The following is a 17,979-nucleotide window of genomic DNA, read 5'->3' as shown; positions in this document are numbered from 1 at the left end:
AACCTGATCCCGGTCGAGATCGCCACCGAAGCCTATTTCCGGTCCGCCACTACGACGTCGGGCGCTCTCGTACACTGACACGCACCATTTCTGGTTTCCCGCACCGAATTTCGCATGCGATGCTCGGTGCGGGAAATCAAGAGGCGTGCGGCGGCCTATCCGACTGCCGCTCGGCCTTGCTCGAAGAACTCCAGCAGGGTTGCGTCCGAGTCGACCTCCGCGCGCGGGCGGAAGGCGCCGAAGGGCGCGTTCCAGAACTCGCCGGTGCGCGGGGCCCACGGGCCGACGTAGGCGTACGGGCCCGAATGAAACGAATCACCCGGCGAGACACCGTAATTCACCTCGTTGACCGTAATCGACAGGTCGAAATGCTCCGGCCACAGCACCGGTGTCACATCCGGCGCCAAGGCTCGCAAAGCCTTGTCCCCCAGCGCAAACCAATCCCCGATCACCCGCGCCGCCTCAGGATCGATCACCATCACACTGTCCGGATCAACCCCAGTCGTATCCTTGTACACCCCCTTCGGCGCCTCCGGCTCGAACCCCGCCAGCCGCCCGAGCTCCCGGTAGGTCCCTTGGAGCGGCGCCCGACCCTCCGCCCACACCAATTCCGCACCGACCACCGAAACCGGCCACTGCACACCACCGAACCCCTGGTGCACCGCCCGCAACCGAATGGTTCCGTGCTGCCGATACTGCGGCCCCGCAATCAACAACTCCGCCACCGCATGCAAACAACGCCGCGACCGCTCGTACATCTGTTCGTCCACACCAGCATCATCGCCGCTACCACCGCCGCCCGCAGCACTTTCCGCTCAGAGCGCAGCCGATAGCACCACGGAGGCAGTTCGATAAGTACACGCGGCAGCTCCCGCATTCCGGCCAGGGTATGCGCGGGCAGTAAGAGATCGCAGATAAGTTAAGCGCGGCCGTCATCGCTGCGGCCGTCGGCTGGAACCTGGTCGCCCACGGCACCGCGCCGTGTCCGAACACCTCCGCTTCATTACCCCGAGATGGACTCAGGCGGCGATCCTCGGCTCCGGCGTCGACGTCACCCACTTCCCGCCGAAAGTCCATGTGACACTGTGGAGTTGAGTGTCCACACCGGGGCATTCCCGGTGTGGACGGTACTAACGGAATCGCCTACGGCCGAGCTTCGTCCTCATGAACTGTCACACCCAGATGCGACGCGATTGCGGCAACCGCGGCGCCCATGCTGCCCTGGTCGTGGACATCGTCAATGAGCTCCTCCGTTTGACGTCGCAAACTGATCACGCTCAGCTGCAGACTCGTGATTCGGTTACGCACATCCTTGAAGGCGTCGTCCGCTGAGAACGGCCTGTCGCCGTGCTCCCCTACCAACCTTTCGAGCACACATACCCTGGCCGCGAGATCTTCCAGCGTTACCGACATACAGCCCCCTGTCTCGGTGAACACCATCCGCCTCGGTGTAGCCGCACAGCCTTCTGCATCGCAGAGCGACGACACCAGAGGACGGATGGGGTGGTCGTTACCTACTAGTTCTCGTCCTCGGGAACTGTGATCCCGAAGTACGAGACGATCGCGTCGACGCCTCGATTGAGCCCGGACACGTCATGCTCGAGCCGCTGCGTCCGCACCTGAGTGTCGAGCACGATCGGCTTCAACTCCGACACGCCCTTTCTCAATCCGGACACGCCCTCTTTCAGCCCGGACACGTCGGTTTTCAATCCGGACACGTCCGTCTTCAGCCCGGACACGTCGGTTTTCAGCCCGGACACATCGGTCTTCAGCCTGGACACGTCCGTCTTCAATCCGGACACGTCCGTCTTCAATCCGGACATGTCCGTCTTCAGCCCGGACACGTCCAGCTTCAGCACCTCGACGCTCACGACGAGTGTGTTAACCGCCTCGTGGGTCTCGACAATCGTGTCCTGGTACGCCGCCATGTCCGCCTCCGAACGCTCGCACCTCCTCTCCAACACGCTTACACGCCCCTCCAGCTCTGGCGGTGTTGCAGACATAAAGCCCCCTGTCTCGTTGAACCCCCATCCACGCCCTCGTGTTGTCGCCGCACACAGCCCTTCAGGCATCGCAGTGCGACGTCACCGGAGGACGGAATGGGGGTGGTCGCCTAACTGCTAGTTCTCGCCCTCGGGCATAACGATCCCGAGGTGCGACACGATCGCACTGACACCGTGCGCCAATGCCGACATGCCTTGCTTCAGACCCGAAACGTCTTCCTTCAGACCCGAAACGTCTTCCTTCAGACCCGAAACGTCCTGCTTCAGACCCGAAACGTCTTCCTTCAGGCCCGAAACGTCCTGCTTGATCGTCGCGAACTCGTCTCGGACCTCGTGCCTGAACTCGCCCATCTCGACCTTGAACTCGCCCATGTCCAGCCTGAACTTCACGAAGTCATCGCGTAACTCCCAGACTTCCTGCTGGATCCCCTGAACCCACCGATGGGTCTTCTTGACCTTCCTCTTGGTCTTGTAGATGGCGTCCTCATACGCGAGCCGGTCCTCATCCAGCGCCGCGTACCTGCGCTCCAAATTGCACACACGTACCTCGAGCGGTTGCAGCGTCACTGTCATTTAGAGCCCCCTACCTCGAATGGAATGAGGCCCCAGTCTAGGGCAAGGTACCGACAGACATGCAAGCCAATTCGGGCGCGAATTTCGTTGAGCCAGAACCTTTTTCACAATATCTCGGAGGAACGTTCCAATAGGAACGTACGTTTACAGGAATGTCACCCGAACGAGCGAACGGGGACGTCCGCGCGTTCCATGCTTGGAGCGGTCACCGACTAATGAAAGGACGGCTCATCGTGGAGTTTCAGGTTCCCGTCATCGACATCTCCGCCTACGTCGGCGATGCGAGCGCCGCGGAGCGGTCGGTGGTCGCGCGCCAGATCGATGAGGCGGCGCGGAGCGTCGGATTCATGCAGATCCGCGGGCACGGCATCGCTGAGTCGGTGCTCGACGAGTTCGCGTCCGCCCTCGACGATTTCTTCGCCCTCGATCAGGCGACGAAGGAGGGCTACCGAGCGGCAGTCGAGTTCAACCGCGGTTACTCGCCGCCGAAGAGCGAGAGCCTGAGCTTGAGTCTCGGAGTGGCGTCCGCGACCCGAATGAACGACTTCTTCGAGGCGTTCAATATCGGCACCACGACCGCCGATTACCCGGAGCTGGACTTGCCCGCCGCCGCGGGCTACGCCGAAAACGTCTGGCCCGCAGAGCTTCCCACCTTCCGGCGACGCGTGCTGACCTACTACGCCGAGGCCGCGCGCGTCGCGGGCACCCTCACCACCATCTTCGCCGACGCCCTCGACCTGCCCGCAGGCTACTTCGACCGCTTCACCGATCATTCGCTGAATGTGTTGCGAATGAACAACTACGCGCTGCCGCCGGGCAGCGTCGACCTCGACGGCGAGCTCAGGGGCATGGGCGAGCACACCGACTACGGCATCGTCACCGTCCTGTGGGCCGATCAGGTGCCCGGCCTGCAGGTGCTCGGCGCGGATGGCCGCTGGCATGACGTGCAGCCCGCCGACGACGCACTGCTGATCAACCTCGGCGACCTGATGGCCCGCTGGACGAACGAGCGGTGGCTCTCCACCCTGCACCGGGTGATGCCACCGATCATCGACGGCACCGTCGAACGACGCCGCAGCGCAGCGTTTTTCCATGACGGCAATTTCGACGCACTGATCGAGACACTTCCCTCCTGCATCGGTGCGGGCAGCAAGTACGCGCCGATCACCGTCACCGAACATGTCCAGGCGAAGCTCGCCGGTTCTCGTGGCCTGCAACCGAATACGAACGCGCAGCGAGAAGCCGCACGGGCTATCGCGGCGCGCTCGTAGCCGAAACTACTTGCGGAACTTGGCTTCCAGCTCGGCCGCCGCGGCCTGTAGGTCGGCGGGCTCGTTGGTTTTGAAGATGCCCTCATAGCCGGTCTCGGCGCGCACCGCGGCCTCGACCTCCGGATCGTGGTACAGCCGAGCCAGTTTCAGCAGCGTCGGATTGTCCTTGTCGGCGGCCCGCGCGGCGAAGATGTTGATGTACTGCTCGAGCTCCGGCAGCTCCGGGTCATCGGTGTAGATCGTGTCGTTCTTCGTCAAACCCGCTGGGCGAGCGAAGGTGTCGTCGACGAACGCGGCGTCCACGCTGCTGAGCGACTGCGCGGTCAGCGTCGGATCGATCGGGGTCAGCTTCACCTTCGAGGCGGCGGTATCCACGTCTTCGATCTTCGAATCCCAACTGGCACCGCCCTTCAGCACGATCAGCCCCGCCGCGGCCAAGCTGAGCAGTGGCCGCACCTGGTTGGCCGAATTGTTGCTCAAGGTGATCTGACCGCCGCGCGGGATGTCGGCCACCGACTTGTGCTTACGCGAATACAGCGCGAGCGGGAAGATCTCGGTCGCGCCGATCGGCACCAGGGTGTCGTTGTTGCGGGCGTTGTAGTTGGCCAGGTATCGCACGTGCTGGAACTTGTTGAGATCGATCTGATGTTGCGCGAGTGCGGGATTGGGCTGGTTGTAGTCGGTGAAGTTGATGAACTCGATGGCGATGCCCTGTTCTGCGGCTTTCTTCTTGTACACGTCCCAGTGCGGCAGGGAGAGATCGTTCACACCTATGCGGATCACGTCGCCGCGGTGCTCCGCGCCACACGAAACAGCGGCGATGGCCAAGGCGGAAAGGAGTGGGATCAACAGTAGTCGGTGCATCAAGCGCATTGCGAGCAAACTAGACGGTCGTCCAAATTTCCGGAAGGGTTTCGCTCACCACAATCTCAACTGTTGTCCACCCGATTGCCGGGCCGCTTGGATTACCGGGTTCATATAGCGACAAGCATTTCGGGAGCACGAGTGAAATTCCATCGGGTACTGGCGATCCCGGTCCTGGTAGCAACCACGGCCCTCACCGTTACGGCGTGCGGTTCTGGCGACAAGGCCTCCTCCGACACGGTAGTGCGGATCGGCACGACCGACAAGGACAAGGCCTGGGACGTCTTCGAGCAACGAGCCAAGGACAAGGGCATCACGCTGAAGATCACCAACTTCTCCGATTACAAGCAACCGAATCTCGCACTGGCGCAAAAGCAGATCGACGTGAATTTGTTCCAGCACCTGCAGTTCCTCGGTGCGTACAACGTCGCCAACAACGACACCCTGACGCCGATCGGGTCCACCTACATCGTGCCGCTCGGGCTGTACTCCAAGAAGCACAAGTCCCTCGCGGATCTGCCGCAGGGCGCCGAGATCGCCATCCCGAACGACCCGACCAACCAGGCGCGGGCCCTGTTCGTATTGCAGGCGGCCGGTCTGCTGAAGCTGTCCTCGAAGACGAATTCGCCCTCCCCCGCCGACATCGACCGTGGCGCGTCCAAGGTGAAGGTGACCACGGTCGACGCGGCGCAGACCGCGCTCTCGCTGGCCTCGGTGGACGGTTCGGTGATCAACAACACCTTCCTCGAGCGGTCCGGCATCGACCCCAGTTCGGCGCTGTACAAGGACGATCCGAATAATCCCGCGGCCGAGCCCTACATCAACGCGCTGGTGACCAGGGCCGAGGACAAGAACAACCCGAAGCTGCTGCAGCTGGTCGAGCTGTGGCACGACCCCGAGGTGCAGAAGGCGCACAGCGAGGTGACCAAGGGCACCGCCGTCGAGGTGCGGCGCAACGCCCCTGAGCTGGAACAGATTCTGCAGCGGGTGCAGCAGTCGATCCGCGACGGCAAGTGATCGATACCAGGCCTGCTGTCGAGTTCCGTTCGGTCACCAAGGTTTTCGGCAAGGGCGCGGACGCCCACGTCGCACTCGACGATATCGATCTGCGCATCGAGCAGGGCGAAATCTTCGGCGTGATCGGCTATTCCGGCGCGGGTAAGAGCACGCTGGTCCGGTTGATCAACGCGCTGGAGAAGCCGACCAGCGGCACCATCACGGTCGCGGGTACCCCCATCACCGGGGTGCGCGAGGCGCAGGCGCGGCGGCTGCGCCGCGACATCGGGATGGTGTTCCAGCAATTCAATCTGTTCCGATCGCGCACGGCCGCAGGCAATGTCGAGTATCCGCTCAAGGTCGCGGGCTGGCAGCGAGCCGAGCGCAAGGCGCGGGTCGCCGAGCTGCTGGAGTTCGTCGGGTTGTCCGACAAGGCCCGCAGCTATCCCGATCAACTCTCCGGCGGACAGAAGCAGCGGGTCGGCATCGCCCGTGCGCTGGCGACCTCACCGTCGCTGCTGCTCGCGGACGAGTCGACCTCGGCGCTCGACCCGGAAACCACCGGCGAGGTGCTTCGACTGCTGAAGAAGGTCAATCGCGAACTCGGCGTCACCATCGTGGTGATCACCCACGAGATGGATGTGATCCGCGCGGTGGCCGACCGGGTCGCGGTGCTCGCCGAGGGCCGCATCGTCGAACTCGCCAGCACCTTCGAGGTTTTCGCGGCCCCGAAGGCGGTGCCGACGCAGTCGTTCGTGGCGACGGTCCTGCACAATCGGCCGTCCGAGGACGAATTGCGCAGGCTCGGTGAGCTGCACGGCGGCAGGCTGATCACGGTGGACGTCGACGACCGGCGCGGCATCGGCGCGGCGCTGGCCACCGCGACATCGGCGGGCGTCCGCTTCGAGGTGGTCTACGGCGGGGTGAGCACGTTGCAGGACAAGACATTCGGCAGCATCACCTTGGCGCTGCACGGCCCCGACGACGCCATCGACGACGTGATCGACGAACTCCATCGCCAGTCGGCCTGAAAGGCGTACCTATGCATGCGAATTGGGACACTCTCCGGCCACTGCTGTACGAGGCCATCGACCGGACCATCTATCTGGTGCTGATCACCTTCGTGATCGCCGGTCTGATCGGCCTGTTTCTCGGCACCGTGCTGTACGTCACCCGCAGGGGTGGGCTGCTGGCCAACGCGCCGATCAACCTGCTGCTCAACGTGATCGTCAATGTGGTGCGGCCCATCCCGTTCATCATCCTGCTCGCGGCACTCGGCCCGGTGACGCTGAAGGTGGTCGGCACCACGATCGGCGGAGATGCCGCGGCGTTCGTGATGATCGTGGCGGCGTCGGTCTTCATCGCCCGGATCGTGGAGCAGAACCTGGTGACGGTCGACCCGGGGGTGATCGAAGCGGCCAGGGCGGTCGGCGCCGGGCCGCTGCGCATCATCCTGACCCTGTTGATCCCCGAGGCACTCGGCCCGCTGGTGCTCGGCTACACCTTCGCGGTGATCGGGATCGTCGACATTTCCGCCATGGCGGGCACCGTCGGCGGCGGCGGGCTCGGCGATTTCGCGCTCGTTCAGGGCTATCAGCGATTCAACTGGCAGGTCACCCTGGTGGCTACGCTGATCATCATCGCGGGCGTGCAGGTCATCCAGTTCTTCGGCAACTGGCTGGCCCGGAAGATATTGCGCCGCTGACGAAACGAGGGGTGTCCGCGCTGAGCACGGACACCCCTCATTCGGTTTGTGTGACTACTCCGGCGTGCACTGGGAGTGCAGGATCTCGGCACGCTTGGGCGCCGCGCTACCGAAGTTCGGGAACGGCGGTGCCAGGGGGCCGAGGGCGGCGATGGCGTTGCGTTCCGCCTCACCCCGGTCCCGGCCGGTGCCGACGGCCCACTTGCCGTCCGAACTCGCCGAGACAGCACCGCAGCCGTCCACGAAGCGGACGACGATGAAGCAATCCCGACTGTCACATTCGGCCAGCGCCCTGGCGTCCGACGATTCCCAGCTCGGGTAGTTGAACCCCGACGCGGTGTCCCCGTTCTTAGGGTTCAGCGCGAGCGAACCGTAGTACCGGCCCGCCGCGTCCGGCTCGGCCTGGGCGGCGCCCGCACCGGCCGCGACCAATGCGGCCGCGGATGACACGACCAGGCCGAGAGCAGCCTTGCGCGACAACGACATTGTGATCCTCCCCGAGAAAAGAAATAGCTTCGAGCAAGATCATGAGGCACCGCTTCCGATTTGTCCAAACCGTTCCAGGCGTGAAAACCGCCGGGCTACAGAGCCTTTCGGAATGAATACCTCAGATTGCAGTGCCGCACCGGTGCGGCACTGCGCCGAGACCACGGCGGCACCACGTCGCGCCAGTCGGCCGGCCAGTTCGCCAACGCGACAATCATCATGATCACCCAGTGGATCGGCGCGGACGTGCCCTGCCAGAACGGGGCGTCGTCGACGAGGTGGGTGGTGACCGCGCCGGTCAGCACGAGCACCAGCAGCGCGGCGCCCAGGAATCTGCTCTCCTTGCGCGGAATCACCAGCAGTACGGCGGCGGTCAGTTCGAGGGCGCCGACCACGAACCGCATATTCGGGTGATAGCCCCAGTCAACGAATTTTTCCGCGTACGCGGGCCCGAAAAAGGTTGGGCCGGGCCAGAATTTGGTGACAAAGCCGACGAAGAACTCGAAGCCGAGAAACCAATACACCCCGGTAATGAGCCTTGCCTTGCGGATCCGTTGCGCCATCGTCGATCCCTTTCGACCGCGATCGCCACGCGACGTGGCGGTGACGGGGCGTTCCCGTCACCGCTATGACCGGACGTCACCGGGATTTGTGACCGCGCTCAGCCCGCGTTCTTCGTGCACGAGGACAACACGATGCTCGCCGCCCGCGGCGAGGCGCTGCCGAGGTCAGGGAACGGCGGCGCACTCTCACCGAGTTTGGCGATCGCCAGCCGCTCCGCATCCTCCCGCGCGGGCGCCCAGTCCGCGGCGAACTGCCCGTCCGCACCCCGCGCGATGGCCGCACACCCGTTGGCGAACCGCACCATGATCCGGCAGTCATAAACACCGCAGTCCCTGATCGCCACCGCATCCGCCGCCACCCAGGACGCCTGATCAGTGGCCGCCACAACCTTCCCGGTCCCCGGCGAAAAAGCCAGCGTCCCATAGTAATTACCCGCCGCCCCCGCCGCCCCCACAAAGGTCAGCGCCGCGGTACACGCCAGAGCCGCACCGAACGCGCCCCTACCCAGAACAGACACCAGAATCTCCCCGTTTCAAAGAAATAACGCGAACCTGATCATCGCCGAGCCACCCCCGCCTGTCCACCACCCTCGCGCGCTAACTCCCCATCGAGTCGAGTCAAATGGTCGCTGTTGAAGATCATTTGGCGACCTTTTGACTCGACTCGATGGTCATCCCCAGCGGGGTGGTTGTGCACAGGGGGTTGTTTTTGCAGGTGAGGTGGCGAGGGGTGACGGGGCGGTGCTCGATGCTGGCGGGTATGAGGGCACAGTTGGAAGGGTTGCGGGATAAGCAGTTCGGCGTCTTCACCACCGGGCAGGCGCTCATCGAATACACCCGCGCGGAGTTGCGCGCACGCCTGCACCGTGGCGAGTGGGTGCCGGTGTTCCATGGCGTCTACCGGGAGACGACCACGCAGCCGGGACCGGAACTGCGCGTCGAGGCGGCGCGCCTGTCCATGGGATTGCCAGTCCTGATCGCGGCGTACGACACGGCTGCCGAGTTACACGGCTTTTCGGTCGCGGATCGGAACGCGACACACGTGCTTGGTGTGCAACTGTCTCGCTCGAAGCACCTTGTCGTACACCTGGATCGACACGATCCCGCACAGGTGGCAACCATAAACGGGATATCCACTACCACCGCCGCACGCACCGCGATCGACCTTGCCCGCACCCTGAACCGTATGGACGCCTTGGCCACGCTGGACGCCGCCAGCCGCCGCGGACTCTCACCAGACGAGCTCAGGGAAGAACTCACCCGCCACCACCGACGCCGCGGCCTCCGGCAGGCCGCCGAACTGATCCAATTGGCGGACTGCAGAGCTGAATCGCCGATGGAGTCACGCACCCGACTGCGCTGCATCGACGCGGGACTCCCCCACCCACAGCCACAGCTGGAAGTCTCGACCCCGGACGGCCCTCGGCGACTCGACCTCGGTTGGCCGCAACATCGCATCGGACTTGAATATGACAGCATCGCTTGGCATTCCGGACTACACGCCGCCGCGCGAGACAACGCCCGCCACAACCACCTGACCACCGAGGGCTGGACAATTTTCTATGCCACAGCCCTCGACGTCCTCCACCAGCCCGAGCTGTTCACTGACCCCATCAGGCGGGCAATCGACCACCATCGAGTCGAGTCAAAAGGTCGCTAGATGATCTTCAATAGCAACCTTTTGACTCGACTCGATGGTGCCAACCTGGGTGCGGGGCTGAATATCAGACGGTGAAGCCGAGGGCGCGGAGTTGTTCGCGGCCGTCTTCGGTGATCTTGTCGGGGCCCCAGGGGGGCATCCAGACCCAGTTGATTTTGAGGTCGTCTACCAGGCCGCTGCGGACGAGGGCGTTGCGGGACTGGTCTTCGATGACGTCGGTCAGGGGGCAGGCCGCGGAGGTGAGGGTCATGTCGAGGATGGCTACCTCGTCCTCGACGGACAGGCCGTAGACGAGGCCGAGGTCGACCACGTTGATGCCGAGCTCGGGGTCGACGACGTCGCGCATCGCCTCCTCGAGGTCCTCGAGGCGCTTGATGTCCTCGGCGGACAGCTCGACCTGCTCAGGTGTCTCGGTTGCCGGTGTGTCACTCATGCCTGGTCCCCGTTTCCCATCGAACGTTGTGCCTCTTCTGCCGAGGTTATCCGGAGCACGGCGTCTTTGAACGCCATCCAACCGAGCAGCGCGCATTTGACGCGCGCCGGGTACTTGGAGACGCCGACGAAGGCGATGCCGTCGCCGATCATGTCCTCGTCGCCCTCGACGGCGCCGCGGCTGGAGATCATCTCGTTGTACGAGTCGACCACCTTCAGTGCCTGCTGCACCGGCAGGCCGATCACCTGGTCGGTGAGGACGGAGGTGGAGGCCTGACTGATCGAGCAGCCCTGACCGTCGTAGGAGACGTCGGCGACGTCGCCGTTGTCGTCGAGCTGCACGCGCAGGGTGACCTCGTCACCGCAGGTCGGGTTCACGTGATGCACTTCGGCACCGAACGGCTCCCGCAGCCCGCGGTGGTGCGGGTGCTTGTAGTGGTCCAGGATCACTTCCTGGTACATCTGCTCCATGCGCATGTTCTATGCAACTCCGCTCTGCCCATTATCGGCCTTCGCTGCGCTCACGCCGAAGAACTGCTGAGCCTTCCGCACCGCGGCAACCAGTGCGTCCACCTCATCGAGTGTGTTGTAGGCGGCGAACGAGGCACGCGCGGTGGCGGGCACGCCCAACCGCCGCATCAACGGCCACGCGCAGTGGTGACCGACCCGGACCGCGACACCTTCGTCATCGAGAATCTGACCGACGTCGTGGGCGTGGATACCGTCCACCACGAACGACACCGCGCCGCCGCGGTCCACGTTCTCGGTAGGACCGATGATCCGTACACCGTCGATCGCGCTCAAACCCGCGATCGCGGCACCGACCAGCGTATGTTCGTGCTCCGCGACGGCAGCCATGCCGATCGCTTCGAGATAACGCACGGCAGCGCCCAATCCGACCACCTGAGAGGTCATCGGCACGCCGGCCTCGAACCGCTGCGGCGGCGGCGCGTAGGTGCTGACCTCCATGGTGACGGTCTCGATCATCGAGCCGCCGGTGATGAACGGCGGCGTCTGCGCCAGCAGCGCGCGACGCCCGTACAGCACGCCGACGCCGGACGGACCGAACATCTTGTGCCCGGAGAACGCGGCGAAGTCGACCTGGAGCTCGCGGAAATCCACCGGCATGTGCGGCACCGACTGGCAGGCGTCGAGCACGGTCAGCGCGCCGACTGCCTTTGCGCGCCGGACCAATTCGGCGACATCGGTGATGGCACCGGTCACGTTGGACTGGTGGGTGAACGCCACAACCTTGGTGGCGGGCGACAATTCGAGCGAATCGAGATCGATCCGGCCGTCGTCGGTCACGCCGTACCACTTGAGCGTCGCGCCGGTCCGGCGCGCGAGCTCTTGCCACGGAACGAGATTCGCGTGGTGCTCCAGCTCGGTGATGACGATCTCGTCGCCCGGCCCGACGTGGTACGGGAACCGGTCGTCGGCGAACGAGTACGTCACCAGGTTGAGCGATTCGGTCGCGTTCTTGGTGAACACGATCTCGTCCGCGTCCACGCCGACGAACCGGCCGATGTCGGCGCGCGCGCCCTCGTAGGCGTCGGTCGCCTCCTCGGCCAGCTGATGCGCACCGCGATGCACGGCCGAGTTGTGGGTGATCAGGAACTCGCGTTCGGCGTCGAGCACCGCCAGTGGCCGCTGCGAGGTCGCGCCGGAGTCCAGGTACACCAACGGTTTCCCGTCCCGAACCGTGCGGCTCAGGATCGGGAAGTCGGCCCGGATGCGGGCCACGTCGAGGGTGCGGACCGTGGCGGTCATATCAAGCTCCCGCAGTAGCAGACTGAGTGAAACGGACGTAGCCGTTGGCGTCGAGTTCGTCGGCCAGCTCCGAGCCGCCCTCGGCGACGATGCGGCCGCCGACGAAGACGTGCACGAATTCCGGCTCGATGTAGCGCAGGATGCGGGTGTAGTGCGTGATCAGCAGCACGCCACCGTTCTCGCGCTCCTTGTAGCGGTTGACGCCCTCGGAGACGATGCGCAGCGCGTCGACGTCCAGGCCGGAGTCGGTCTCGTCCAGGATGGCGATCTTCGGCTTGAGCAGGCCCAGCTGCAGGATCTCGTGGCGCTTCTTCTCGCCACCGGAGAAGCCCTCGTTCACGTTGCGCTCGGCGAAGGCCGGGTCGATCTCCAGCTCGGCCATCGACTCCTTGACTTCCTTGACCCAGTGCCGCAGCTTGGGCGCCTCGCCGCGCACGGCGGTGGCGGCGGTACGCAGGAAGTTCGAGGTGGAGACGCCGGGGACCTCGACCGGGTACTGCATGGCCAGGAACAGGCCCGCGCGCGCCCGCTCGTCGACGGACATCGCGAGGACGTCCTCGCCGTCGAGGGTGATCGAGCCGGAGGTCACCGTGTACTTGGGGTGGCCGGCGATCGCGTACGACAGGGTCGACTTGCCGGAGCCGTTGGGGCCCATGATGGCGTGCGTCTCACCGGAATTGATGGTGAGGTCGACGCCCTTCAGGATCTTGATGGGCTCGCCGGACGCGTCCGGGTTGGCGACCTCGACGTGCAGGTCCTTGATTTCCAGGGTGGTCATCGAATTCGAGTTCCTTTGTGGGGTATGAGTTTTCGGGATCAGGCGCCGACAGCGGCGAGCTCGGCCTCGATGGCCGACTCCAGCCGCTCCCGGACCTCGGGGACCGCGATCTTCTGGATGATCTCCTGGAAGAAGCCGCGCACAACCAGTCGGCGGGCCACGTCTTCCGGGATGCCGCGCGCGCGCAGGTAGAACAGCTGCTCGTCGTCGAAGCGGCCGGTGGCGCTGGCGTGACCGGCACCGGCGATCTCGCCGGTCTCGATCTCCAGGTTCGGCACCGAGTCGGCGCGCGCGCCGTCGGTGAGCACCAGGTTGCGGTTCACCTCGAAGGTGTCGGTGCCTTCGGCGGCGGCGCGGATCAGCACATCGCCGACCCACACGGTCCGCGCGTCGCCCTTGGGCGAGTGCGGATCCCCTTGCAGCGCACCCTTGTACAGCACGTTGGACTTGCAGTTCGGCTGCGAGTGGTCGACCAGCAGGCGCTGCTCGAAGTGCTGTCCCGCGTCGGCGAAGTAGAGGCCGAGCAGTTCGGCGTCGCCGCCGGGGCCCGCGTAGCGGACGGTTCCGGTGAGGCGAACCAGGTCGCCGCCGAGCGTGACGGCGATGTGCCGCAGCGTGGCGTCGCGGCCGAGCAGCGCATGGTGCGCGGTCGCGTTGACCGCGTCGTCGGCCCAGTCCTGCACCGCGACGACGGTCAGCTTGGCGCTGTCGCCGAGCACGAATTCGACGTTCTCCGCGTAGGTTCCGCTGCCGCGCTGGTCGATGACCACGGTGGCGGTGGCGAAGTTGCCGAGCCGAATCTGCAAGTGGCCGTAGGCGGTCCGGCCCTCGCCGGGGCCGGTGACCGTGACGACCACCGGTTCGGCGACCTCGGTCTCCGCGCCGACCGACACGACGGTGGCCGACTCGAAGCCGGAGAACGCCTGGGCGGCAACGCGATCCGCGGGCGTGCCCGCGGCGCCGAGGCGTTCGTCAGCGCGTCCGACGGTCTCCACCCGGACACCCTCGACCGAGCTGACCTCGACCGTGGCCTGTCCGTCGCGCACCGCGGAACCATCGTGCAGCCCGCGCAGGCGGCGCAGCGGGGTGAACCGCCACTCCTCGTCCCGGCCGGACGGCACCTCGAAGGCGTTGACGTCGAACGAGGTGAAGACCTCGCCCTTGTTGGTCGCCGCGCCAGCGCCCGGGTTCTGAATCGGCTTCGAGGTGTTCTCGCCCTCTACCGCTCCAATGACACCAGTCGACATCAGCCAACGGCCCCTTCCATTTGCAGCTCGATGAGCCGGTTCAGTTCCAACGCGTATTCCATCGGCAGTTCCTTGGCGATGGGCTCGACGAAGCCGCGCACCACCATGGCCATTGCCTCGTCCTCGGTCATGCCGCGGCTCATCAGGTAGAACAGCTGGTCCTCGGACACCTTCGACACGGTGGCCTCGTGACCCATCGTCACGTCGTCCTCGCGGATGTCGACGTACGGGTAGGTGTCCGAGCGGCTGATCGTATCGACAAGCAGCGCATCGCATTTCACGGTCGACCTGGACCCGTACGCGCCCTTGTTCACCTGAACAAGGCCGCGGTAGGAGGCCCTGCCGCCGCCGCGCGCCACCGACTTGCTGATGATGTTCGAGGAGGTGTGCGGCGCCAGGTGCAGCATCTTCGCGCCGGTGTCCTGGTGCTGGCCCTCGCCGGCGAACGCCACCGAGAGCACCTCGCCGCGGGCGTACTCGCCGGTCATCCAGACCGCCGGGTACTTCATGGTGACCTTGGAGCCGATGTTGCCGTCGACCCACTCCATGGTCGCGCCCGCCTCCGCCTTGGCCCGCTTGGTGACCAGGTTGTAGACGTTGTTCGACCAGTTCTGGATGGTGGTGTAGCGGCAGCGGCCGCCCTTCTTCACGATGATCTCGACCACCGCGGAGTGCAGCGAGTCCGACTTGTAGATCGGCGCGGTGCAGCCCTCGACGTAGTGCACGTAGGCGCCCTCGTCGACGATGATCAGGGTCCGCTCGAACTGGCCCATGTTCTCGGTGTTGATCCGGAAGTAGGCCTGCAGCGGGATGTCGACGTGCACGCCCGGCGGCACGTAGATGAACGAGCCGCCCGACCACACGGCGGTGTTCAGCGCGGAGAACTTGTTGTCGCCCGCGGGGATGACCGAGCCGAAGTACTCCTGGAACAGCTCCGGGTGCTCCTTCAGCGCCGTATCGGTGTCGAGGAAGATGACGCCCTGCTTCTCCAGGTCCTCACGGATGGAGTGGTAGACGACCTCGGACTCGTACTGCGCCGCGACACCGGAGACCAAACGCTGCTTCTCCGCCTCCGGGATGCCGAGCTTGTCGTAGGTGTTCTTGATGTCCTCGGGCAGGTCGTCCCAGGTAGCCGCCTGCTTCTCGCTGGAGCGCACGAAGTACTTGATGTTGTCGAAGTCGATGCCGTCGAGGTTGGAGCCCCAGTTCGGCATGGGCTTGCGATCGAAGATGCGCAGCGCCTTGAGCCGGATGTCGAGCATCCAGTCCTGCTCGCTCTTCTTCTCCGAGATGTCGCGGACCACCGCCTCGGAGAGGCCTCGTTGCGCGCTGGCTCCGGCCACATCCGAATCGGCCCAGCCGTAACCGTATTTACCCAGGGAAGCGATGGTCTCTTCCTGAGTGAGCGGCTGCACCTGGTCGGTGGTTGTCGTCATTCGGCACTCCTTCCGGAGTTCGTTCGTATTGCTGCGGGCTGTGCAGCGATTTCTGGTGAAGTTTTTTGGGTGATCGGTAGTACGAGCAGCGGCACGTGCGTCGTGCACGCGCAGTCGCCGTTGGCGATCGTGGCCAGCCGCTGCACGTGGGTGCCGAGCAGGTCACGGAACGCCTCGAGTTCCGCCTCGCACAACTGCGGGAATTCTTCCGCGACGTGTGCGACCGGGCAGTGATGCTGGCAGATCTGCACGCCGGTGCCCACCTTGCGGGTGGAGGCGGCGAAACCGGCCTCGGTGAACGCGTCCGCGATCTCCTCGGCCTTGGCCTCGGTCTGCTGCGGGGTGTGTGCCTCGACCGGCGCGATCCCGGCCACGATAGTCCTGGCCCGTTTCCTGGCGAACTCGGTGATGGCTTGGTCGCCACCGATCTCGCCGAGCTGGCGGATCGCCGCGCCTGCCAGGTCGTCGTAGGCGTGACCCAGTTGGCCACGGCCGGCGGCGGTGAGTTGATACTGCTTGGCGGGGCGGCCGCGTCCCTTCTGCTGCCACGGTGCGGACCTGCTCGCCCTGGCCTGACCCGAGTCGATCAGTGCGTCGAGGTGGCGCCGCACGCCTGCCGGAGCCAGGCCCAGCGTGGTGCCGATGGCGGTCGCGGTGATCGGCCCCTCTTCCAGGAGCAGCTGGACGATAGCCGCGCGGGTGTGCCCCTCGCCGGCGGTCGCGGACGCAGCAGACGATCCGGTACCGGCCTTACGACCAGCCCTTTCGTCCTCACTCCGCAAACCCACGGTTTTCACAACATCAGTGTGGCGGAATTCGTTCCCGAAATCTAATAAGGGTGCCCTGAGTTCTCAGGGCTCGTGACCTGCGTAGACCGTCCTTGACAGGTCGGCGAGAGTGCGATCCGGAGTGCCGCGGAGTTGCAGATCGGGGTCGCGACCGCCCGCTATTTAAGCTCAGCCTTAAAACGGCCGAAAATATAGCCTCTGAGCTGCTGTTTCACTGGGCGACCCCGGAACGCCCCGACGTGCGCACTGTTCGCGGTCGACGGGTCGGCCGCTTCGGCGTCCGATGCCTCGACCATCATTTTCGCGGCGATCGAGTCCAGTGCGTTACGTCACATATGGTCATCCGACCACCTCGCTGAAACCGTTCAGCAGACGGCGACGAGCTTCATCGGCGTCTCCAATAACGCCTCGACAGCCTCGTCCCAGTTTGCTGTACAGGTGGTAACCAGCGACGGATCGAACCGCCCCGCGGCGACCAATTCCAGGACCTCGGGGATGGCGGGACGAGCGTGCGCGCGACCCGTATGGAAGGTGCAGCATCGCGAATACATCTGAAAGATCGGCAGTGGCACGTCGGCGGGCTGGACGCTGACGCTCGTGCACCAGCCGTCATAGGCGGTGGCGTTGATCGCGGCACGGAGCGCCGTCGCACCGCCCGCGGACTCGACCGTGATCGGGAACCGGCCGACGCGGGCGTCGGGTGGACCCTCGATTGCCTCGGCGCCCAAGGATTTCGCGATCTCCAAGCGCTCGACGGAGTCGTCCAGGTAGACGACGCGGGCCGCGTCGAGCGCGACGGCAAGGCCTGCGGCGTAGAGCCCGATCGACGGGGCGGCGGGTCCACCGATGACCAATACCTCGGCACCGGGGTTGTCCGCGAGCTGCGGGCCGACCGCGCGATAGCCGTCGGGGATGTTGTCGCTCGCGCTCGCGACGGCCACCGGGTCGATACCGGGCGGCAGCGGCACGAGCATGGCGTCGGCGTGCGGGATGAGCGTGCGGTCGGCCCAGAGTCCGCCCCAGTCCAGTCCGCCGAGCGGGCCGAGGCCGTAGGACGCCAACGGCGCGTGACTCGTGCAGTTGCCGGTGCGGCCGCGCAGGCAGGAAGGGCATGTGCCGCAAGAGATTTGGAACGGCACCACGACCCGATCACCGACCGCGACCGCGCGCACGTCGTCCCCGATCGCGACCACCTCGGCCACCCCCTCGTGCCCGAACGGGTAGGGACCTGGCAGCGGAAAGGCACCGCGCAGGACGGCCGGATCGATATCGCAGGTGGCCAAGGCGATCGGGCGCACCAGTGCCTGGTCCGGCCCGGTGAGCTCGGGTTCAGGGTGCTCCTCCCACCGCAGCTCGCCGGGGCCGGTCAACATCAGACGCTTCATGAGTCGAGTTTCGCTAGAACGT

At 65.3% G+C, this 17,979-nt stretch carries 21 protein-coding genes and 1 pseudogene; 6 read left to right on the top strand and 16 right to left on the bottom strand.

Annotated elements, in window-relative coordinates; all coding sequences use genetic code 11:
- Positions 1-155 precede the first annotated feature (155 nt).
- Positions 156-770 carry a hypothetical protein gene (locus tag ACIA8C_RS38725; RefSeq protein WP_397143668.1) on the bottom strand — a complete coding sequence of 205 codons (615 nt, stop codon included), beginning with the start codon at positions 768-770 and terminating at the stop codon, positions 156-158.
- Positions 771-969: 199 nt separating this feature from the next.
- On the opposite strand from ACIA8C_RS38725, the pseudogene ACIA8C_RS38720 reads away from it, so the two are divergent.
- Positions 970-1,095: pseudogene (locus ACIA8C_RS38720) on the top strand (LysR family transcriptional regulator); the annotation flags it as partial.
- Positions 1,096-1,143: 48 nt separating this feature from the next.
- Here ACIA8C_RS38720 and ACIA8C_RS38715 read toward each other — a convergent pair.
- The 3 genes from ACIA8C_RS38715 to ACIA8C_RS38705 form a co-directional block, all read right to left on the bottom strand.
- Positions 1,144-1,440: a hypothetical protein gene (locus ACIA8C_RS38715; protein ID WP_397143666.1), complete on the bottom strand. Its 297-nt coding sequence runs from the start codon at positions 1,438-1,440 to the stop codon at positions 1,144-1,146.
- Between the two features lie 77 nt (positions 1,441-1,517).
- Positions 1,518-2,003, bottom strand: a complete 486-nt coding sequence (locus tag ACIA8C_RS38710; RefSeq protein WP_397143664.1) for a hypothetical protein — start codon at positions 2,001-2,003, stop codon at positions 1,518-1,520.
- Positions 2,004-2,120: 117 nt separating this feature from the next.
- The gene (locus tag ACIA8C_RS38705) at positions 2,121-2,576 is read right to left on the bottom strand and encodes a hypothetical protein (protein WP_397143662.1); all 456 of its coding nucleotides are present in this window, start codon (positions 2,574-2,576) and stop codon (positions 2,121-2,123) included.
- A 233-nt stretch (positions 2,577-2,809) separates the two neighbouring features.
- Between ACIA8C_RS38705 and ACIA8C_RS38700 the strand changes: the two genes are divergently transcribed.
- Positions 2,810-3,847, top strand: a complete 1,038-nt coding sequence (locus ACIA8C_RS38700) for an isopenicillin N synthase family dioxygenase (RefSeq protein WP_397143660.1) — start codon at positions 2,810-2,812, stop codon at positions 3,845-3,847.
- Positions 3,848-3,853: 6 nt separating this feature from the next.
- Here the strand turns inward: ACIA8C_RS38700 and ACIA8C_RS38695 are convergent, their stop codons facing one another.
- Positions 3,854-4,720, bottom strand: a complete 867-nt coding sequence (locus ACIA8C_RS38695; RefSeq protein WP_397143658.1) for a MetQ/NlpA family ABC transporter substrate-binding protein — start codon at positions 4,718-4,720, stop codon at positions 3,854-3,856.
- A 132-nt stretch (positions 4,721-4,852) separates the two neighbouring features.
- On the opposite strand from ACIA8C_RS38695, the gene ACIA8C_RS38690 reads away from it, so the two are divergent.
- Genes ACIA8C_RS38690 through ACIA8C_RS38680 form a run of 3 tightly spaced genes read left to right on the top strand, consistent with a single transcriptional unit; the run spans position 4,853 to position 7,412 of the window.
- Positions 4,853-5,728, top strand: coding sequence for a MetQ/NlpA family ABC transporter substrate-binding protein (locus ACIA8C_RS38690; RefSeq protein WP_397143656.1), 876 nt, complete (start codon positions 4,853-4,855; stop codon positions 5,726-5,728).
- Positions 5,725-6,738: a methionine ABC transporter ATP-binding protein gene (locus ACIA8C_RS38685; RefSeq protein ID WP_397143654.1), complete on the top strand. Its 1,014-nt coding sequence runs from the start codon at positions 5,725-5,727 to the stop codon at positions 6,736-6,738. The genes ACIA8C_RS38690 and ACIA8C_RS38685 overlap by 4 nt, the downstream gene beginning before the upstream one ends.
- 11 nt (positions 6,739-6,749) lie before the next feature.
- On the top strand, positions 6,750-7,412 hold the full coding sequence (locus ACIA8C_RS38680; RefSeq protein ID WP_397143652.1) for a methionine ABC transporter permease: 663 nt from the start codon (positions 6,750-6,752) through the stop codon (positions 7,410-7,412).
- A 54-nt stretch (positions 7,413-7,466) separates the two neighbouring features.
- Here the strand turns inward: ACIA8C_RS38680 and ACIA8C_RS38675 are convergent, their stop codons facing one another.
- The 3 genes from ACIA8C_RS38675 to ACIA8C_RS38665 form a co-directional block, all read right to left on the bottom strand.
- Complete coding sequence (locus tag ACIA8C_RS38675) at positions 7,467-7,898, bottom strand: DUF4189 domain-containing protein (protein WP_397143650.1); 432 nt, start codon at positions 7,896-7,898, stop codon at positions 7,467-7,469.
- A gap of 95 nt (positions 7,899-7,993) precedes the next feature.
- Positions 7,994-8,461: a DoxX family protein gene (locus ACIA8C_RS38670; protein WP_397143648.1), complete on the bottom strand. Its 468-nt coding sequence runs from the start codon at positions 8,459-8,461 to the stop codon at positions 7,994-7,996.
- Positions 8,462-8,559: 98 nt separating this feature from the next.
- Entirely contained in the window at positions 8,560-8,979 is a 420-nt protein-coding gene (locus ACIA8C_RS38665; protein ID WP_397143646.1) for a DUF4189 domain-containing protein, read from the bottom strand.
- Between the two features lie 242 nt (positions 8,980-9,221).
- On the opposite strand from ACIA8C_RS38665, the gene ACIA8C_RS38660 reads away from it, so the two are divergent.
- Complete coding sequence (locus ACIA8C_RS38660) at positions 9,222-10,121, top strand: hypothetical protein (RefSeq protein WP_397143644.1); 900 nt, start codon at positions 9,222-9,224, stop codon at positions 10,119-10,121.
- A 64-nt stretch (positions 10,122-10,185) separates the two neighbouring features.
- Here ACIA8C_RS38660 and ACIA8C_RS38655 read toward each other — a convergent pair whose 3' ends face one another.
- The 8 genes from ACIA8C_RS38655 to ACIA8C_RS38620 form a co-directional block, all read right to left on the bottom strand.
- A complete protein-coding gene (locus ACIA8C_RS38655; protein WP_397143642.1) occupies positions 10,186-10,554 on the bottom strand; it encodes a metal-sulfur cluster assembly factor in 369 nt (122 codons plus the stop codon).
- Complete coding sequence (gene sufU, locus ACIA8C_RS38650) at positions 10,551-11,030, bottom strand: Fe-S cluster assembly sulfur transfer protein SufU (protein ID WP_397143640.1); 480 nt, start codon at positions 11,028-11,030, stop codon at positions 10,551-10,553. Before sufU ends, ACIA8C_RS38655 begins: the two co-directional genes overlap by 4 nt.
- Before the next feature lie 3 nt (positions 11,031-11,033).
- Complete coding sequence (locus ACIA8C_RS38645; protein WP_397143638.1) at positions 11,034-12,323, bottom strand: cysteine desulfurase; 1,290 nt, start codon at positions 12,321-12,323, stop codon at positions 11,034-11,036.
- 1 nt (position 12,324) lies between these two features.
- Positions 12,325-13,101: a Fe-S cluster assembly ATPase SufC gene (gene sufC / locus ACIA8C_RS38640; RefSeq protein ID WP_397143636.1), complete on the bottom strand. Its 777-nt coding sequence runs from the start codon at positions 13,099-13,101 to the stop codon at positions 12,325-12,327.
- 38 nt (positions 13,102-13,139) lie between these two features.
- Complete coding sequence (gene sufD, locus ACIA8C_RS38635; RefSeq protein WP_397143634.1) at positions 13,140-14,348, bottom strand: Fe-S cluster assembly protein SufD; 1,209 nt, start codon at positions 14,346-14,348, stop codon at positions 13,140-13,142.
- Positions 14,348-15,784, bottom strand: coding sequence for a Fe-S cluster assembly protein SufB (sufB, locus tag ACIA8C_RS38630; RefSeq protein WP_397143632.1), 1,437 nt, complete (start codon positions 15,782-15,784; stop codon positions 14,348-14,350). Before sufB ends, sufD begins: the two co-directional genes overlap by 1 nt.
- The gene (locus ACIA8C_RS38625) at positions 15,781-16,572 is read right to left on the bottom strand and encodes a helix-turn-helix transcriptional regulator (protein ID WP_397143784.1); all 792 of its coding nucleotides are present in this window, start codon (positions 16,570-16,572) and stop codon (positions 15,781-15,783) included. The genes sufB and ACIA8C_RS38625 overlap by 4 nt, the downstream gene beginning before the upstream one ends.
- A 365-nt stretch (positions 16,573-16,937) precedes the next feature.
- Complete coding sequence (locus tag ACIA8C_RS38620; protein ID WP_397143630.1) at positions 16,938-17,957, bottom strand: zinc-binding dehydrogenase; 1,020 nt, start codon at positions 17,955-17,957, stop codon at positions 16,938-16,940.
- Between the last annotated feature and the right edge of the window lie 22 nt (positions 17,958-17,979).

Source organism: Nocardia sp. NPDC051321, from assembly GCF_044455225.1.
Lineage (GTDB): Bacteria > Actinomycetota > Actinomycetes > Mycobacteriales > Mycobacteriaceae > Nocardia.
Note: the sequence above shows the minus strand (reverse complement) of the source record. Positions and strands in the feature narration are given on the sequence as shown.

Excerpts from the sequence above, each read along its gene's own strand:
- ACIA8C_RS38715 (WP_397143666.1), bottom strand. The coding sequence starts at position 1,440 with ATGGTGTTCACCGAGACAGGGGGCTGTATGTCGGTAACGCTGGAAGAT.
- ACIA8C_RS38710 (WP_397143664.1), bottom strand. The coding sequence starts at position 2,003 with ATGTCTGCAACACCGCCAGAGCTGGAGGGGCGTGTAAGCGTGTTGGAG.
- ACIA8C_RS38705 (WP_397143662.1), bottom strand. The coding sequence starts at position 2,576 with ATGACAGTGACGCTGCAACCGCTCGAGGTACGTGTGTGCAATTTGGAG.
- ACIA8C_RS38695 (WP_397143658.1), bottom strand. The coding sequence starts at position 4,720 with ATGCGCTTGATGCACCGACTACTGTTGATCCCACTCCTTTCCGCCTTG.
- ACIA8C_RS38680 (WP_397143652.1), top strand. The coding sequence starts at position 6,750 with ATGCATGCGAATTGGGACACTCTCCGGCCACTGCTGTACGAGGCCATC.
- ACIA8C_RS38675 (WP_397143650.1), bottom strand. The coding sequence starts at position 7,898 with ATGTCGTTGTCGCGCAAGGCTGCTCTCGGCCTGGTCGTGTCATCCGCG.
- ACIA8C_RS38670 (WP_397143648.1), bottom strand. The coding sequence starts at position 8,461 with ATGGCGCAACGGATCCGCAAGGCAAGGCTCATTACCGGGGTGTATTGG.
- ACIA8C_RS38660 (WP_397143644.1), top strand. The coding sequence starts at position 9,222 with ATGAGGGCACAGTTGGAAGGGTTGCGGGATAAGCAGTTCGGCGTCTTC.
- ACIA8C_RS38655 (WP_397143642.1), bottom strand. The coding sequence starts at position 10,554 with ATGAGTGACACACCGGCAACCGAGACACCTGAGCAGGTCGAGCTGTCC.
- sufU (WP_397143640.1), bottom strand. The coding sequence starts at position 11,030 with ATGCGCATGGAGCAGATGTACCAGGAAGTGATCCTGGACCACTACAAG.
- ACIA8C_RS38645 (WP_397143638.1), bottom strand. The coding sequence starts at position 12,323 with ATGACCGCCACGGTCCGCACCCTCGACGTGGCCCGCATCCGGGCCGAC.
- sufC (WP_397143636.1), bottom strand. The coding sequence starts at position 13,101 with ATGACCACCCTGGAAATCAAGGACCTGCACGTCGAGGTCGCCAACCCG.
- sufD (WP_397143634.1), bottom strand. The coding sequence starts at position 14,348 with ATGTCGACTGGTGTCATTGGAGCGGTAGAGGGCGAGAACACCTCGAAG.
- sufB (WP_397143632.1), bottom strand. The coding sequence starts at position 15,784 with ATGACGACAACCACCGACCAGGTGCAGCCGCTCACTCAGGAAGAGACC.
- ACIA8C_RS38620 (WP_397143630.1), bottom strand. The coding sequence starts at position 17,957 with ATGAAGCGTCTGATGTTGACCGGCCCCGGCGAGCTGCGGTGGGAGGAG.